Source organism: Hymenobacter sp. PAMC 26628, from assembly GCF_001562275.1.
In the GTDB taxonomy this organism is placed as follows: Bacteria; Bacteroidota; Bacteroidia; order Cytophagales; family Hymenobacteraceae; genus Hymenobacter.
On the sequence record NZ_CP014304.1, the window covers coordinates 2,027,936 to 2,043,671 of the forward strand.

Sequence of the window (15,736 nt, forward strand, 5' to 3'; positions counted from 1 at the left end):
TCAGTGGGCTTGGCGACCGGTTTGGCTCTGCGCTTGACGTAGGCCGGTAGGGTTTTAGCGCCTGCGTGGTGAAACCATACCTGCGCCACCGTCCATGTCTACGGCAGTCAATAATTCGCCCAGTGCCCGCTCCAACCGCTGAAACGATGGTGCCCGCCGGGCCTCAGCGAAACTCAGCAGCTTGGTAAATTCGGCCTGGTGCAGCACTTCTTTGTACTTGACGAGGGGCGGCATCCGCTTGTCTAATTCTTCCTTCGCGCCGCGCTTGGCTTCGGGGTCGTTGGGGTACGTGAGGCCATCGGGGAAATGGGGCGAGCCGGCCGCGATGCTGGCTAGGCTGGCCAGAAACCACGATTCGTATTCCTTGTAGGCAAACACCACCGCAATGGGAAACGGCAATTGCTGGAGTGCGGCAATTTCCTCGGCCAGCGCGGGCGCTTCTTCGCACGGCAACTGGTCGTCCAAATCCAGCAAAATCAGGGCCCCGGCGCAGGAAGGCTTGTCGCGCAGGTGCTCGATGTAATTGCCCAGCCGGCTCCGCAGCTTGGCCAGCCCGCCTACTTTCATCACGTGCTTGGGGTCCACCAGCCAATCGTGGCGCCGGTGCTCCTCGTGCAGCAGCCGCCGCAACAGTATCGGTACGGCCTGCTCATCGCCCGCACCTTCCACCAATAAATGCAGTGCCCGCATTACGAAGCCGCTTCGGGTGCGGCCTGGCGCTGCAAGCCTTCCATGCGGAATAGCTCGCTAGGCGTAAACAGCCGCTTGCGCACCGACGCTACCTGGCTGGCATCGAGGGGCCCCACGTGCGTGGTATCGCCCACTTTTTCCACCACCAGGAATGATTCAACCGGCAGGTGGTCCAGCATATCCGGGCTGTGCGTAGTCACCAATATTTGGCTGCGCAAACTGGCCTCATCAATTACGCCTGCCAGCACCGCCAGGGCCCCAGGGTGAATATTCGCCTCGGGTTCTTCGATGCTGATGAATGGTTGCGAGGGTTCTTGCTGAAGGGCTGCTAATAATCCAAGCATTCGAATTGTACCATCGGATTCTTGTCCAAGGTAAGATGTACGGGGATTATTATCACCCGTTCGATAAATGAGTTTAGTAGCTAAATAACCGCCAACAGCTTCTATTTTCACTGTATCGAACCCAATGATAGCTTGTTGCAATGCGAATTGTAATGCCTCCCATTTTGGACCAATGTTAGTTGAAAGATGACGCAAGACCGCAGCTAGGTTACGCCCCTTTTCGTTAAAGGGAGTTTCCTTCAACATCTGTTGTGGTTGTCGTAAATCAATAGGATTGAGAGAGTAAAAAAAGCTTGAAGAAAGAAGCTCTGCTACAGTTTCTATTTCCTGTTCAACTTCTTCGCGGAAATTATAATTATCAGTATCGGAAATCGAACCAGTTTGCTCTTTGAAAAAGTCATAGCTGTATCCGAATAATGCCTCAGGTAATGACAAATGACTCTCTCCTAGCGGCGCCCACCAATGCTTTCCTTTTTCAAATATATTTATCCATTTTTCTTTTCCGAAACGCACTTTTACAGATGAATTTTCTCTTATAATCTGCACTATAGGAGCGTATTTTTCATGAATTTTGATAGATAATTGCTCGCTCTTAATTGTAAACGTCTTTTTAGTATTTTCATTGAAAGAAAATATATATTCTATCGAAACAGCTGCTTTCCCATGCATGAGGTAGTTTCCTCTCGGAAGAATCATTTCTTTAGATTCTACTACTTCGGAAAAAAAATTAATACCAATTGTAATTCCCTCCCCCTCCGTCCCCCAACGCTGAATAACTCCCATTCCTTCCCTATCCATTACGGCTTGGTCCAGCCCACGCGCAAACACGTCGCGCACGAAGCGCAAAGCATCTACCACGTTGCTTTTGCCGGAGCCGTTGGGGCCCACCAGCACCGTGAGCGGCGACAGGGGAATGTCGATGTCCGCGATGCTGCGGAAATTCTTGACGCGCAAACGGGTCAAGCGCATGGGCAGTTCGGCGCGCTTGGCGGTGGGTTCGGTTTCTGGGACCATAGCTGCAAAAGTAACTTACTCAGGAATGGGTTATAGTTGCACCGCGCCCGGGGCCCCAGCGCTACCCCGCAGCGGCGCGCTTACCATCCGCCGGCCCATCTTTTTTAGTGGGCTTGGCGACCAGTTTGGCCTTGCGCTTCGGTCGCTTCTTGCGGATAGCCGCCAGCCGGTCGCGTTCGGTTTTGCGCTCGGCGCGGGCCAGTAGGCGCTGGAGCAGGCGCGCCATCAGGCGGTCGCGCACGTACTGGGCCAGGCGCGCCAGCGGGATGCGGTTGTTGGTGCGCAGCAGGTGGGCAATGTCGCGGCCCCGCAGCGTGCTCACGCCCGTCAGGCCCAGGGCCAGCAGGAATTGCTTCACCTCTTCGAGCAGGAGCAGGGCGGCGATGGGGGCCCGCTCCACGGTGGCGTTGTAAGCGGCCGGGCGGTGCGGGCGCAGGCCGTTCTCGGACGCCACCAGGATGCCCACCCACGCGGGCAGCAGCGGCAGCAGCTTGGGCAAGTGCTTCTCCGTCACCACGAACGTGACGAAATCATACGCCGCGGCGTAGCAGCGCAGCTGGTTGGGCACGCGCTGCAAGGTGTCGCGGTCACCTTTCACCTCGTAGCCGTGCATGAAGTGCTCGGTAATGTGCACCACGTCGGCGCGGGTGCTGCCGGTGGGCAGCTCGTCCACGTACACGCCGCCGGTCAGTAGGGGGTAGAGCAGGGCCCTGATTGCCGGGTCGTTCACGCAAATACCTTCACCTTCTCGCCCTTGTGCTTGGTGCGTAGGTACTGGCGGATGATCTGCTGGGTGTCCTTGTTGTCGGTGTACGACTTGATGACGTCGCGGAAGTCCCCGATTTTGCGCGCCGTAAAGGTTTCGTCCACGTAGGCGAAGCCCAGGTAGCGGCCGTTCTCGACCAGCACGATGGTTTTTTCCAGCTCGGTGCGGCCTGCGCCAATCACCACGAACGACTGGTGCTCGTAGGTGATGCTGTCGATGGCCTCGTCCACGCGGGCGTTGTAGGCCTCCGGGGCTTCCTCGCCCACGCAGGCCCCCAGGCAGCGGTGCACTTGGTAGTCGAAGCACGCGCCCGGCGTTTTGTAGAGGCCGCACAGCTTCTGGCAGAGGTTGTACTTGGCCACTTTGTGGTACAGGAAGCCCTGGGCCTTGTACTGATTACCGAGGGCGATGATGGGAATTTCGGCATTCCGCGCGTCGGCACGGCCATAAAGCAGGCGTTTGTAGCCCTGCTCGTCCACGCGCAGGTAGATGCCCGCCGGGAACACCGAGCGCCGCTGGGCCCGGTTGTAGGCCGGCTTGAGCTGCTTGATCAGGTGCGACTCGTAGAGCAGCGCCACCAGCTCCGAGCCGGTCAGCTCCCAGGTGATGTCGGCGATGGAGTTTTTGAATTCCAGGCTCTTGCGCGACTTCACATCAACGGCGAAGTGCTGCTGGATGCGCTTGTAGATGTTGATGCTCTTGCCCACGTAAATCACCTCGCCGGCCTCGTTGTGGAAGTAGTACACGCCGGTGGCCTGGGGCAGCGCGGCCACCATTTCGGGGCTGACGAGCGGCGGCAGCAGGGCCGTTTTGATGGCCTGCTGCACGGCAGCCACGCGCTTGGCCGAGGGCACCTTGGTGGGGGCCCCGGCGCCCTCGGGCCGGCGCCCGGCGGGGGCCAGGGCGTCGACCTGGGCCAGCGTGTCGGCCGTTGGGGCCCCCGGGGCCCCGGCGTCGCTTTCCTGCGTGATGCCGAGCAGGCGGCCGAAGAGCAGGGCCGTGGCGTGGGCGTCGCCGGCGGCGCGGTGGCGGCCGTTCAGCGGGATGCCGATGTTCTGGCACAGCTTGCCGAGGCTGTAGCTGGGCTGGCCCGGAATGAGGCTGCGCGAGAGGCGCACGGTGCACAGCGTTTTGCGGGAGTAGTTGTAGCCGAGGTCGGCAAATTCCTTCTTCAGAAACGAATAGTCGAACCGCACGTTGTGGGCCACGAACACGCAGCCTTCGGTGATTTCGACCACCTTGCGCGCCACCTCGTGGAACTTGGGCGCGTCGCGCACCATGTCGTTGGTGATGCCCGTGAGCTGGGTGATGAACGGCGGAATGCTGCGCCCGGGGTTGAGCAGGGTGGCGTACTCATCGATGATTTTTTCGCCGTCGTGGATGTACACGGCAATTTCGGTGATGCGGTCCTGGGCGGGCTGGCCGCCGGTGGTTTCTAAATCGACAATGGCGTACAAAGGGCAGCAAAAAATGGCGGGCGGAAGACTGGGCTAACAAATTTAGCGGCCCGGAAGGTTGTAACGCGCCCCGGCCGGGGCCCCACAAAAAAAAGAGCGGCCCGGAGGCCGCTCTTTTTCAGGAATTACTTGAGCAAGTGGCGGCCAAGAGGGCCGCGCCAACTTAGTTTACTTTGTGAGCCGTCAGCCAGTTTTTGGCTTCCAGCACCTTGCCGTGCTGCTGCTGGAGCACGCTTTTCACATCGGCGGGCAGGTCCTGGGCAGCCAGGGCAGTTTCGTAGCCTTTCAGGGCCGTGGCTTCGCCGGTTTCGGCGGCCTCCAGCACAGCCGAGTCGTCCTGGCCGGTAATGGCCGATTTGATGTTGATCCAGCCGCGGTGCACAGCGGCGGCGGCGTCGGTGGCCACGCTCTCAACGGTATTCGAGTTCGAAGCGTCGATGCCGTACTGCTGGGCGTAGCGCTCCAGGTCGGCCGCGAAGCCGGCGCGCTGCTGCGAATACTGGCTGAGCTGGGATTTGAGGTCGACGCTCTTTACTTCTTCGGCGGCTTCCTGGTAGCCTTTGGTTGAAGTGCGGTTGAGGTTCAGCAGGTCGGTGAGGGCGCGGGCGGTGGAGTCGGTGAGCGTGCTAGCCATGGTATGGTTAAATTGAAAGTAGGAGTGGAGAAAAAGCGCTGGGCTTGTGGTGGGGTGTACGGGGCCCCCGGCGCGGGGTTGCGCCGCAGGGCCCTAGCCGGGCCGTAATTTGTGCCAGGTGCGCATAAAAAAGCCTTCCTTGGCCGTTGATTTGGCTGACTTTAGCTCCGTCCCGTTGCTCACGTCGCCCAGCAAAAAGCCCCACGGCTCGGTGCCTTTGTTAGCGTCGAATACCACCTTGAGTACGGCCACCAGCGGAATGCTGAGGATCATGCCCGGCGTGCCCCACAGCTCGCCCCCCAGAATGAGGGCAATGATGGCCGCCATGGGGTTGATGCTCACCTTGGAGCCCGTCACCGTCGGCGTGATGAAGTTGCCTTCTAAAAACTGCACAAACATGAACACCCCGACGACGCCCAGCGCTTTGGTGAGCGAGCCCGTGTCGACGAGCGTAACCAGGGCCGGAATGGCCGAACCCACCAAAATGCCGATGTAGGGAATGATGGCCAGCACCGAAGCGAAAATGGCGAAGAACACGGCAAACTTTACCCCCAGCAGCAGCAGGCCGATGGAGTTCAGCACCGACACAATCACAATCACCGTGAGCAGGCCTTGAATGTAGGCCTGCACCACCACCTGGATGCTGTCCATGGTGTGCAGCACGTTGGTGCGCCTGTCGGGCTTGACGAAGCGGAACAGGAACTGCCGCATGTGGTCGCGGTAGTAGAGAAAGCAGAAAATATAAATCGGCACGAGCGTCGTCACGCTCAGCACGCCGGCCGTGGTGCTGAGCGTGGAGCCCAGGTAGCCGCCGGCCGACGACTTGAACGACTCCATGCCGGAGTCGATGAGCTGGTCTTTGCTAATGGGCTGGTAGCCAAACTTGTGGCTGGCCCACTGCTGAACCTGGTCGAAGTATTCCACGGCCCGCGCCTGCAGTTTGGGCAGTTCGTCGCGCAGGCTCATGATTTGCGTGCCGAACAAGTAAAAGATGCCCGCCACCGCAACAACCACGATGAGCAGCGCGAGGATAATGGCCCAGACGCTTGACAGGCCCCAACGCTCGAAGCGCACGACCAAGGGCAGCAGCAGCACCGCGAGCAGCGCCGCGAACAGGATGGGCAGCAAAATGCTGTCGAGCGCGTGCAGCACGTACACCAGCAGCGTGAGGCCGATGAGCACGAAGGTGTAGTGCACGGCCCCCGACTGCTTCACCTCGGCCGGCGCGTGGTGCTGCATCGGCGAGGGCAGGTTGCGGGGCGTGTTGAAGTTGTTCGGCGGCGGCAGTGCGCGCGGCGGGGCCGAAGGCGTAACGGTGGGCAGCATAGAGTGGGAGGGGGGGAGGAGGGTGAAGCCGGGGCCCCCGGCGAACCTGGGGCCCCCGGGCGGGGTTACGGATTGGCTAACCAGGTTGGCGGCGCCGGCTAAGCTGCCTGGCAGGCCTTCCGGCGGCCGGCCGGGGTTTTGTGCGTTATTTTACCTGGTAATTGCCCCATACGGATTTTTTATGACGAGCGACGAACTCACCCCCGCGGCCCCCGCCCACGGCTACACCGAAGACAGCATCCGCTCGCTCGACTGGCGCGAGCACATCCGCCTGCGGCCGGGCATGTACATCGGCAAGCTCGGCGACGGCTCGGCCTACGACGACGGGATTTACGTGCTGGTGAAGGAGGTCATCGACAACTGCATCGACGAGCACGTGATGGGCCACGGCCGCACCATCGACATCAAAATATCGGACAGCCGCGTGCAAGTGCGCGACTACGGCCGCGGCATCCCGCTGGGCAAGGTCGTGGACGTGGTGAGCAAAATCAACACCGGCGGCAAGTACGACTCCAAGGTGTTCCAAAAATCGGTGGGCCTCAACGGCGTGGGCACCAAGGCCGTGAACGCCCTGAGCGGCTACTTCCTGGTGCAGAGCGTGCGCGAAGGGCTGATGAAGTCGGCCGAGTTTGCCCAGGGCAAGCTCGTGCAGGACCCCAAGCCGCAGAAAACGCCGCAGCGCAACGGCACGCTGGTCACGTTTCAGCCCGACGACACGATTTTCAAGAACTACCGCTTCATCCCGGAGTACCTCGAAAACCAGATGTGGAACTACGTGTACCTCAACGCGGGCCTCATCATCAACTACAACGGCCAGAAGTACTTCTCCGAAAACGGCCTGCGCGACCTGCTCGGCCGCAAGGCCGACGTGGAGCACCTGCGCTACCCCATCGTCCACCTCAAGGGCCCCGACATCGAGCTGGCCCTGAGCCACGGCAACGACTACGGCGAAGAGTATTACTCGTTCGTGAACGGGCAGTACACCACCCAGGGCGGCACCCACTTGGCCGCTTTCCGCGAGGCGGTGGTGAAAACGGTGCGCGAGTTTTACAAGAAGGAGTTCGACGCGGCCGACATCCGCGGCTCCATCGTGGCGGCCATTTCAGTGCGCGTGCAAGAGCCCGTGTTCGAGAGCCAGACCAAAACCAAGCTCGGCTCCCTCAACATGGGCGACGAGGGCCCCACGGTGCGCGGCTTCATCCTGGACTTCGTGAAGGAGCACCTGGACAATTTCCTGCACAAGAACCCCGCCACCGCCGACGCCCTGCTCAAGCGCATCATGCAGAGCGAGCGGGAGCGCAAGGACATGGCCGGCGTGAAAAAGCTGGCCAACCAGCGCGCCAAAAAAGCCAACCTGCACAACCGCAAGCTGCGCGACTGCCGCTTCCACCTGGGCGAAAACGCCAAGGACGGCGCCGAAAAGGAACGGCTCACCACGCTCTTCATCACCGAGGGCGACTCGGCTTCGGGCAGCATCACCAAGAGCCGGAACGTGGAGCTGGAGGCCGTGTTCAGCCTGCGCGGCAAGCCGCTGAACTGCTACGGCCTGAAGAAGAAAATCGTGTACGAGAACGAGGAATTCAACCTCTTGCAACACGCCCTGAACATCGAGGAAGGCATTGAAAACCTGCGGTATAACCGGGTTGTCGTCGCCACCGACGCCGACGTGGACGGCATGCACATCCGGCTGCTGCTGCTCACCTTCTTCCTCCAGTTCTTCCCCGACCTGGTGCGCAACGGCCACGTGTTCATCCTCGAAACGCCGCTGTTCCGCGTCCGCAACAAGAAGGAAACCATCTACTGCTACAACGAGGCCGAGAAGCAGGCTGCCATGCGCAAGCTGGGCCGCAACCCCGAAATTACCCGTTTCAAGGGCCTGGGCGAGATTTCCCCCGAAGAGTTCGGCAAGTTCATCGGCGACAACATCAAGCTCGAACCCGTCATTTTGCAATCCGACCGCAGCATCCAGCAGGTGCTCACCTACTACATGGGCAAAAACACGCCCGACCGCCAGCAGTTCATCATCGAAAACCTGCGCCTGGAAAAAGACCTCGTGACCAGCGACGTGTTGCCCGTGGCCGAGGTGGTGGAAGCCGATTAGGGCCCCCAAGTGTTTGGGTACTAAATTTTTGTTTTGTGCTATAAATGAACACCTAATAACTTTATCTGGGTGCGTGGGTTGAGGGCATAATCATTCTTTTATTAACCTTTTTCTTCCCTCCCTTCAACGCATGAAAAATCTGTTTTCCTCCCTTTTGCTGCTGGCTGGCCTGGTGGCCGCCACGGCTTGCAAAAAAGACGATACTAACAACGCGCCGGTGCAGCCCACGCTGGGCACCTTCAGCGGCAGCCAGCAAGTACCCGCTGTGACTTCCGCCGCCACCGGCACCATCACCGGCACCTACGACAAAACGGCGATGATACTCACGTACACCGTTACATTTTCGGGCCTGACGCCTGTAGCGGGGCATTTGCACATAGGGGCCCCGGGCGTAAACGGCTCCGTATTTTATCCCTTCCCTCCCAATAACGCAGCCGGCAACGGCTACGTGTCGCCCATCACCGGTACTAAACAGCTTACCCCGGACCAAGATAAGGCCCTGCTTAGCCACGGGGTATACGCCAATTTGCACACGATGACCTACCCGAACGGCGAAATTCGGGCCGACATGACGGTTAACTAATCTTTCTTATTGCCGCAAAAGCCCCCGCCCGGTACATCCGGGCGGGGGCTTTTTTGTGAGGTACCGCCGGGGCCCTATTGCCCCACTACTTGGCTTTGCAAGCTGGTGATGATGATGAGCAACTGAGTTTTCTTGGGCTCCTTCACGCTGCACGAGGTTATTGATTGCATGCCGTTGATGAATGCGCTAACTGAATTCAGTTGCAGCACCTGCTTGTGAAGGTGTTATTGCGAAATGCTCGACAGTAAAAGCCGTGATTCGTCCGGCCAATGGCGCCAGGGCCCCGGCTGGCGGTAGGCCCCGGCTGCCCAAGCCCGGCGGTAGCGCAGGGCCCCGGCAAGGGCGGCCGGGGGCCCCGGGCGGAACTTTCCAGTGCCCCCCGGCCTTGCCAGAAGTTGCGCCGCCGCCCCGCCGCCGGTACATTTGACCGCATCTTGCCGCTTACCCGTTTGCTCTTCGTGGATACACCCCTTACCCCCGGCCCCGCCTCGCTGTTCCCCGCCGACGAGTCCCGCGCCTCCGACGCGTCGGAACCCAACCCCTACCTCCACCTCCAGGCCGGCGATCCGGTCGATTTTGACCTGGGCGCGTTTTCGCCCGCCGCCGAAGAAGACGCCGAGCTCGCCGCCGGCGACGAGGCCCTCACCGCCCAGCTCACCGCCGAAAACGAGCCCCTGGCCGCCGAGCCGCAGGAGGAGGAAAACCCCAAATTCGCGCCTGGCGAGGTCATCCACGACGTGGCCACGGTGCGGGGCATGTACCAGAACTACTTCCTCGACTACGCCTCCTACGTGATTCTGGAGCGCGCCGTGCCCGCCATCGAGGACGGCCTCAAGCCCGTGCAGCGCCGCATCCTGCACGCCATGAAGGAAATGGACGACGGCCGCTTTAATAAGGTGGCCAACGTGATTGGCCAAACCATGCAGTACCACCCCCACGGCGACGCCTCCATCGGCGACGCCATGGTGAACCTGGGCCAGAAAGACCTGCTCATCGAAACCCAGGGCAACTGGGGCGACGTGCGCACCGGCGACGGCGCCGCGGCCCCCCGCTACATCGAGGCGCGCCTCAGCAAGTTTGCCCTCGACGTGGTGTTCAACCCCGATACTACCGAGTGGCAGCTCAGCTACGACGGCCGCAAGCGCGAGCCCACCACGCTGCCCGTCAAGTTCCCGCTGCTGCTGGCCCAGGGCGTGGAGGGCATCGCCGTGGGCCTGAGCACCAAGATTATGCCCCACAACTTCCGCGAGCTGTGCCAGGCCAGTATCGCGGTGCTGAGAGGCAAGGACGTGCAGCTGCTGCCCGACTTCTCGACCGGGGGCCTGTGCGACGCGACGAACTACAACTCGGGGATGCGCGGGGCTAAAATCCGCCTGCGCGCCACCATCGAGAAGGTGGACAAGACGATGCTCATCATCCGCGACATTCCGTACGGCACCACGACTACGGCGCTGATGGAGAGCATCGTGAAGGCCAGCGAGGCCAATAAAATCAAGATCAAGAAGGTGGTGGACAACACCGCCGCGGCGGTCGAAATCCAGGTGCAGCTGCCCACCGGTGTGTCGCCCGACCTCACAATGGATGCGCTCTACGCCTTCACCGACTGCGAAATCAGCATCTCGCCCAACACCTGCGTCATCATTGGTGATAAGCCCCGCTTCGTGGGCGTGGAGGACGTGCTGCGCCTGAGCACCAAGGCCACCGTGCGCTTGCTGGAGCGCGAGTTGGAAATCCGCCAGCAGGAGCTGTGGGAGCGGTGGCACAATGCCTCGCTGGAGAAGATTTTCATCGAAAACCGCATCTACCGCCGCATCGAGGAAGCCGAAACCTGGGAGCAAATCCTGGAAACCATCGACGCGGGCCTGAAGAAATTTGTGCGCGTGGCCAGTGAAAAGCCCAAGGCCAACGACCAGCGCGTGGTGCTGCGCCGCCTCGTGACGGAAGAAGACCTGACGCGCCTGACCGAAATCCGCATCAAGCGCATCAGCAAGTTCGACGGCTTTAAGGCCGACGAATACCTGCAAAAGCTCACCGCCGAGCTGGAGGAAGTAGCCGACCACCTGGCCAACCTGACGCGCTACGCCGTGGCCTACTTCGAGGGCTTATTGAAGAAGTATGGCGCCGGCCGCGAGCGCAAAACCCAGCTGCGCACTTTCGACGTGGTGACGGCCCAAAAGGTGGCCGTGGCCAACCAGAAGCTGTACGTGAACTACCAGGACGGCTTCGTGGGCTACGGGCTGAAGAAGGACGAGAAGGCCGACGTCATCTGCGACTGCTCGGACCTCGACGACATCATCGCCATCAAGCGCGACGGCACTTTCGTGGTGAGCCGCATCGCGGAGAAGACCTTCGTGGGCAAGGACATCCTGCACGTGGGCGTGTACAACAAGAACGACGACCGGCTGGTGTACAACATGGTGTACGTGGACGGGGCCTCGGGCATCAGCTTCGCCAAGCGCTTCCTGGTGTCGGGCATCACCCGCGACAAGGCCTACGACCTGACCAAAGGCACCAAGGGCACCAAAACCCTGTACCTCACAGCCAACCCGAACTCGGAAAGCGAAATTGTGACCATCCAGCTAAGCGACAAGGCCGCGGCCCGGGTGAAGCAGTTCGACTTCGACTTTGCCGAGCTGGCCATCAAGGGCAAGGGCTCGATGGGCAACATCGTGACCAAGCAGCTCATTAAGAAAATCGCCCAGAAGAGCCGGGGCGACAGCACGTTGGGCGGCCGCGAAACCTTTTTCGACGCCGTGGTGGGCCGCCTCAACACCGCCGGCCACGGCCGCTACCTGGGGGCCTTCGACACCGACGAAACGGTGCTGGTGGTGTTTAAGGACGGCAGTTACGAGTTGACGACGCCCGACCCGGGCAACCACTACGACGTGCCCAGCATCGTGCTGCTGCGCAAGTACGACCCCGAAACTGTGCTCAGCGCCGTGTACATGGACGGCGATACGAAGGTGCACTACGTCAAGCGGTTCCGCATCGAAACCAGCACGCTGGGCAAGCGCTTCACCTTCATCACCGAAACCAAGGGCTCGAAGCTGCTGGCCGTGACGGCCCACCCCGAGCCGGTGGTGGAAGCAAAAGTGCAGAAAGACAAGAAGGGCGACAAGGAAACCGAGCAAATCGGCCTGCACGAGTTCATCGACGTGAAGGGCTGGAAGGCCATGGGCAACAAGCTGAACTACTACAAAGTCCACGCCCTAGACCTGCTCACCGACGAGGGCCCCGAGCCCCAGCGCCGCGAAGCCGCCCGCAAGCGCGCCGCCGGGGCCCCCGCACCCGACGCCGCCGAAGCTGCGCCCGACGAAAGCGCCGTGGCCGTGACGGCCGAGGAAGTGGCCCAGGCCCGCGAAGTGGCCAGCCGCTCCAAGGCGCAGCTGGGCCTGTTTTAGCAACTGTGCGCGGCGGGCTCCGGCGGTGGGGGAGGTGGCTGGCGCTGGCCGTGCTGGCGGCAGGCCTGGCGGTGGGGGCCCCAGCGGCAGCCCAGCAGCCGGCCGCGCCTGGGGCCCCGCCCACCGCGCCGGCCATGGCCACGCCACTCGATACCGTGGCAGGCGACCCACTGGCCGTGCGCCAAAAGCTGTTCGACGCCGTGCAGCTCGTCAACCGCTACAAAGATTCGGAGGCCCTGGCCGTGTATCAGAACGTGCTAAAAATCAATCCGGCGCACTACTTGGCCTTGTGGCAGGCGGCCGTGCTGAGCGTGAAAATAGGGGCCCGGTACTCCGACGAAACCCGCAAGGCGGCCTACTTCACCGCCGCCGCGCGCTACGCCGACCGGGCCCTGGCCCTGCGCCCCGAGGGCGGCGAGAGCAACTACGCCGCCGCCCTGGCCCTGTTCAGTCGAGCGAGTTTGTACCGTTCGGAAAACCGCTTGGCAGCGTTCCGCGACCTGCGCTCCTACGTATTTCTGGCCGTGGCCCAGCGTCCTGATTTACCCGAAGCCTGGCAATTGCTGGGCCGCTGGCAGTACCGCGTGGGCCACTACAATGCGCTGGAGCGTGTTTACAGCAAAGTGTTCCTGGGCGGGGTGCCACCCGGCGGCAGCGTGGCCGATGCCCTGCGCAGCCTCGAAACGGCCATCCGCCTGGATTCGTCTCGGGTGTCGTTTTATTACGACCTCGCCCGCATGTACCGCTACCAAGGCCGCCGCCGCCGCGCTGTGGCCCTGCTGCAAAAAGCCGTCCGCCTGCCCACCTATACCAGCGAAGACCTGACTATCAACCGCTTGTGCCAGCAACTGCTAGAGCCCCTGCAACGGGCCACCACCCGCCGGGCCCAGCGGCAGCTGCGGATCCGGCAGCGGGCCGCCGCTGCTGCCGGAGCCCCACCTGCGGTGCCGGTGCCCTGAGGGCGCGGTAGGCCGTACTTTTGGGCATGCGTTGCGCGCCGATTGTATTGCTCGCCGGGCTGCTGGCCGCGGCACTGGGGCTCCCGGGCTGCCAGCCGGCCCCCGCCGAGCGGCCCGATACCCTCGTGGACCTGGCCACCGTGCAGAGTGGGCCCCGCGTGCAGGCCGACGAGCTGGACGGGGCCCTGCGCCAGCAGCCGGGCAACGTGGCCTTGCTCTCGCGCCGCGCCGCCCTGCGCTTGGCCGCCGGCCAGCCCACGGCCGCCCTGCGCGACGCCTCCGCTGCCCTCGACCTAACCGATGGCGACGACGATGGGCCCTTGTACTTTCTGCAAGCCCGGGCCCTGCGGATGCTCGGCCGCCTACCCGAGGCCCTGGCCGCCGCCCGCCGGGCGGCCGACAACGGCTTCACGGGGCCCGAACTGCCGCTGCTGGTGGGCGAAACCCACTTAGCGGCCCGCGACTACCCCGCCGCCCTCGACAACCTCGACCGCGCCCTGCGCCTTGACCCCAACGAGCCGGCGGCGCTGTTTTACAAGGGATTGGCCTACGCTGCCTCGGCTGACACGGCCCAGGCCCTCGACTACCTGCGGGCGGCCCTGGCCCGCGAGCCGCGCCAGCCCGAGATTTTGCATCAGCTGGCCTTCCTCTACAACGCCCTGCGCGACCCCGAGCAGGCCGTGGGCTACGCCGCCCGCGGCCTGCGCCTCGACACTGCCTCCGGGGCCCTGCACTATGACTACGGCCGCCAGCTGGAGCTGAAAGGCGTGGCGGACAGCGCCGCCTGGTTTTACCGCCGCGCCCTAGTGCTCGATACCACGCAGTACCGGGCCGATTACCGCCTGGCGCTGGCCGCTGGGGCCCACGGCCAGCGCCCGGCCGCCCTCATCCCGCACCTAGCCCGGGCCCTGCGCCGCAACCCGCGCCTGCCCAAGGCCCGCGCCCTGCTGGCCGAGGCCCTTGAAGAACATAATCAATTGCCCGCCGCTCTGGCCCAGTACCGCCTGCTGGTGGCCGAAAACCCCGGTAACACGCACTGGACCTACAAGGTGTGGAAGGTGGGCAACCGCGCCCGCCTGCTGCTGCCCGACAGCCTGCGCCTGGCCCCGCTTTACTACCCGGGGCCCCCGCGGGCCCGGCCCTCGGCCGTGGCGCCCCTGGCCCCGGTGGGGGGCTTGCCGCGGCGCTAGCTGGCGGTGGGAAGCGCTTACAGGAGATTTCATCGCCTTGCTGACTAGAGGCTGTTCTGTACTGAGGGTTAAATTTGGGGTATGGCGACAACGCGGTGTTACCCCAGTGATATTTCGGACGATGAATGGGCATTTGTGTGCCCCTACCTGTGCTTGATGCGTGAAGATGCGCCCCAACGGGAACACCCGTTGCGCGCCCTCTTTAATGGCTTGCGCTATCTGGCCCACACAGGTTGCCCCTGGCGTTACCTGCCCCACGACCTGCCGCCCTGGGCGGCCGTGTACCAGCAATGGGAGCGCTGGCGGGACGCCCGCGTATTCGAACGTATCGTACACGACTTGAATGAGTTGCAGCGAATGTTACTGGGCCGGGCAGCTACACCCACGGCCGTCATTTTTGACGGGCGCACGCTGCAAAGCACGCCTGAGAGTGGACACCGGGCGGGCTATGACGGAGCCAAACGGCGCAAGGGAAGTAAAGCGCACATCGCCGTGGATACGCTGGGCCACCTGCTGAGCGTGGTCGTCACCCCGGCTAATGAGCAGGAGCGGGCGCAGGTGGGCGAGCTATGTCGGCAGGTGCAGGAAGTGACGGGTCAAACGGTCGAGGTCAGCTTCGGCGACCAGGGGTATACGGGGGAGGACCCGGAGTACGAAGCGGCGGTGCATGACATTGACTTGCAAGTAATTATGAAACCAGAAGGGCAGACTGGTTTTGTATTATTGCCCCGCCGGTGGGTGGTCGAACGCAGCTTTGCCTGGTGCAGCCGCTTTCGGCGGCTGGCCCGCGACCACGAGCGCTTGAGTCAGACCTTACAGCAGCTTCATTTTGTCGTTTTTGCCTGTATTATGCTCGCCCGACACGCTTCAAGTACATAACAGGCTCTAGGAAAAACACGCCCCAGGCAATGGAGAGCACCGCGTAGCCGGCCGCCGGCAAGTCCCAGCCCTTGCGGGCCAGCTTCATGGCCACCAGCACGCAGCCCGTGACGAACACCGCGTCGGCAAACTTATAGGCGATGACGGCCGCGGCCGGTGGAAAAAAGCCCCTGGTTAAGCCCCGCGCGCAGGCCAGCAGAAAAGCTATAAGCTGGGCGGGGACCACTTCTTGGTCGGCAACGTCGTGGCGGTTCGTGGGCGCGAGGAAAAGGGGATTACACTCGAAATCTACAACAGATGCCCGGTTGGCCGATTGGTTGCCGGGGCCGCGCCGAACGCGGCTACGCCCACCGCCCGCTGCCCGGGGCGGGCCCCGCCGCGGGGCTTTTTGC

At 62.5% G+C, this 15,736-nt stretch carries 13 protein-coding genes; 6 read left to right on the plus strand and 7 right to left on the minus strand.

Going from position 1 to position 15,736, the window contains the following annotated elements; all coding sequences use genetic code 11:
* Window positions 1-54 precede the first annotated feature (54 nt).
* From AXW84_RS08920 to AXW84_RS08950, 6 genes are all read right to left on the minus strand, one after another.
* Window positions 55-690, minus strand: coding sequence for a DUF4276 family protein (locus AXW84_RS08920; RefSeq protein WP_068231619.1), 636 nt, complete (start codon window positions 688-690; stop codon window positions 55-57).
* Complete coding sequence (locus tag AXW84_RS23170; protein ID WP_071891134.1) at window positions 690-2,048, minus strand: AAA family ATPase; 1,359 nt, start codon at window positions 2,046-2,048, stop codon at window positions 690-692. The genes AXW84_RS08920 and AXW84_RS23170 overlap by 1 nt, the downstream gene beginning before the upstream one ends.
* A 61-nt stretch (window positions 2,049-2,109) precedes the next feature.
* Window positions 2,110-2,778, minus strand: a complete 669-nt coding sequence (locus AXW84_RS08935) for a sce7726 family protein (RefSeq protein ID WP_068231628.1) — start codon at window positions 2,776-2,778, stop codon at window positions 2,110-2,112.
* Entirely contained in the window at window positions 2,775-4,271 is a 1,497-nt protein-coding gene (locus AXW84_RS08940) for an exonuclease domain-containing protein (protein ID WP_068231630.1), read from the minus strand. The genes AXW84_RS08935 and AXW84_RS08940 overlap by 4 nt, the downstream gene beginning before the upstream one ends.
* A 163-nt stretch (window positions 4,272-4,434) precedes the next feature.
* A complete protein-coding gene (locus AXW84_RS08945) occupies window positions 4,435-4,905 on the minus strand; it encodes a ferritin-like domain-containing protein (RefSeq protein WP_068231634.1) in 471 nt (156 codons plus the stop codon).
* Between the two features lie 93 nt (window positions 4,906-4,998).
* Window positions 4,999-6,231: an AI-2E family transporter gene (locus tag AXW84_RS08950; protein WP_236943287.1), complete on the minus strand. Its 1,233-nt coding sequence runs from the start codon at window positions 6,229-6,231 to the stop codon at window positions 4,999-5,001.
* Between the two features lie 181 nt (window positions 6,232-6,412).
* On the opposite strand from AXW84_RS08950, the gene AXW84_RS08955 reads away from it, so the two are divergent.
* The 6 genes from AXW84_RS08955 to AXW84_RS08980 all read left to right on the plus strand — a co-directional run bounded on the left by AXW84_RS08955 (window position 6,413) and on the right by AXW84_RS08980 (window position 15,344).
* Window positions 6,413-8,332, plus strand: coding sequence for a DNA topoisomerase IV subunit B (locus AXW84_RS08955; RefSeq protein ID WP_068231640.1), 1,920 nt, complete (start codon window positions 6,413-6,415; stop codon window positions 8,330-8,332).
* A gap of 130 nt (window positions 8,333-8,462) precedes the next feature.
* The gene (locus tag AXW84_RS08960; protein ID WP_068231644.1) at window positions 8,463-8,915 is read left to right on the plus strand and encodes a CHRD domain-containing protein; all 453 of its coding nucleotides are present in this window, start codon (window positions 8,463-8,465) and stop codon (window positions 8,913-8,915) included.
* A gap of 674 nt (window positions 8,916-9,589) precedes the next feature.
* On the plus strand, window positions 9,590-12,316 hold the full coding sequence (locus AXW84_RS08965) for a DNA gyrase/topoisomerase IV subunit A (protein ID WP_068239136.1): 2,727 nt from the start codon (window positions 9,590-9,592) through the stop codon (window positions 12,314-12,316).
* Between the two features lie 5 nt (window positions 12,317-12,321).
* Window positions 12,322-13,275, plus strand: coding sequence for a hypothetical protein (locus AXW84_RS08970; protein ID WP_068231647.1), 954 nt, complete (start codon window positions 12,322-12,324; stop codon window positions 13,273-13,275).
* 26 nt (window positions 13,276-13,301) lie between these two features.
* Entirely contained in the window at window positions 13,302-14,465 is a 1,164-nt protein-coding gene (locus AXW84_RS08975) for a tetratricopeptide repeat protein (protein ID WP_082773791.1), read from the plus strand.
* A gap of 81 nt (window positions 14,466-14,546) precedes the next feature.
* Entirely contained in the window at window positions 14,547-15,344 is a 798-nt protein-coding gene (locus AXW84_RS08980; protein WP_068230369.1) for an IS5 family transposase, read from the plus strand.
* Here AXW84_RS08980 and AXW84_RS08985 read toward each other — a convergent pair.
* On the minus strand, window positions 15,313-15,570 hold the full coding sequence (locus AXW84_RS08985) for a hypothetical protein (RefSeq protein ID WP_068231654.1): 258 nt from the start codon (window positions 15,568-15,570) through the stop codon (window positions 15,313-15,315). The genes AXW84_RS08980 and AXW84_RS08985 overlap by 32 nt on opposite strands.
* Window positions 15,571-15,736: the final 166 nt, after the last annotated feature.

Coding starts and splice junctions, on each gene's coding strand:
- AXW84_RS08920 (WP_068231619.1), bottom strand. CDS start 690: ATGCGGGCACTGCATTTATTGGTGGAAGGTGCGGGCGATGAGCAGGCC.
- AXW84_RS23170 (WP_071891134.1), bottom strand. CDS start 2,048: ATGGTCCCAGAAACCGAACCCACCGCCAAGCGCGCCGAACTGCCCATG.
- AXW84_RS08945 (WP_068231634.1), bottom strand. CDS start 4,905: ATGGCTAGCACGCTCACCGACTCCACCGCCCGCGCCCTCACCGACCTG.
- AXW84_RS08950 (WP_236943287.1), bottom strand. CDS start 6,231: ATGCTGCCCACCGTTACGCCTTCGGCCCCGCCGCGCGCACTGCCGCCG.
- AXW84_RS08955 (WP_068231640.1), top strand. CDS start 6,413: ATGACGAGCGACGAACTCACCCCCGCGGCCCCCGCCCACGGCTACACC.
- AXW84_RS08960 (WP_068231644.1), top strand. CDS start 8,463: ATGAAAAATCTGTTTTCCTCCCTTTTGCTGCTGGCTGGCCTGGTGGCC.
- AXW84_RS08975 (WP_082773791.1), top strand. CDS start 13,302: ATGCGTTGCGCGCCGATTGTATTGCTCGCCGGGCTGCTGGCCGCGGCA.
- AXW84_RS08980 (WP_068230369.1), top strand. CDS start 14,547: ATGGCGACAACGCGGTGTTACCCCAGTGATATTTCGGACGATGAATGG.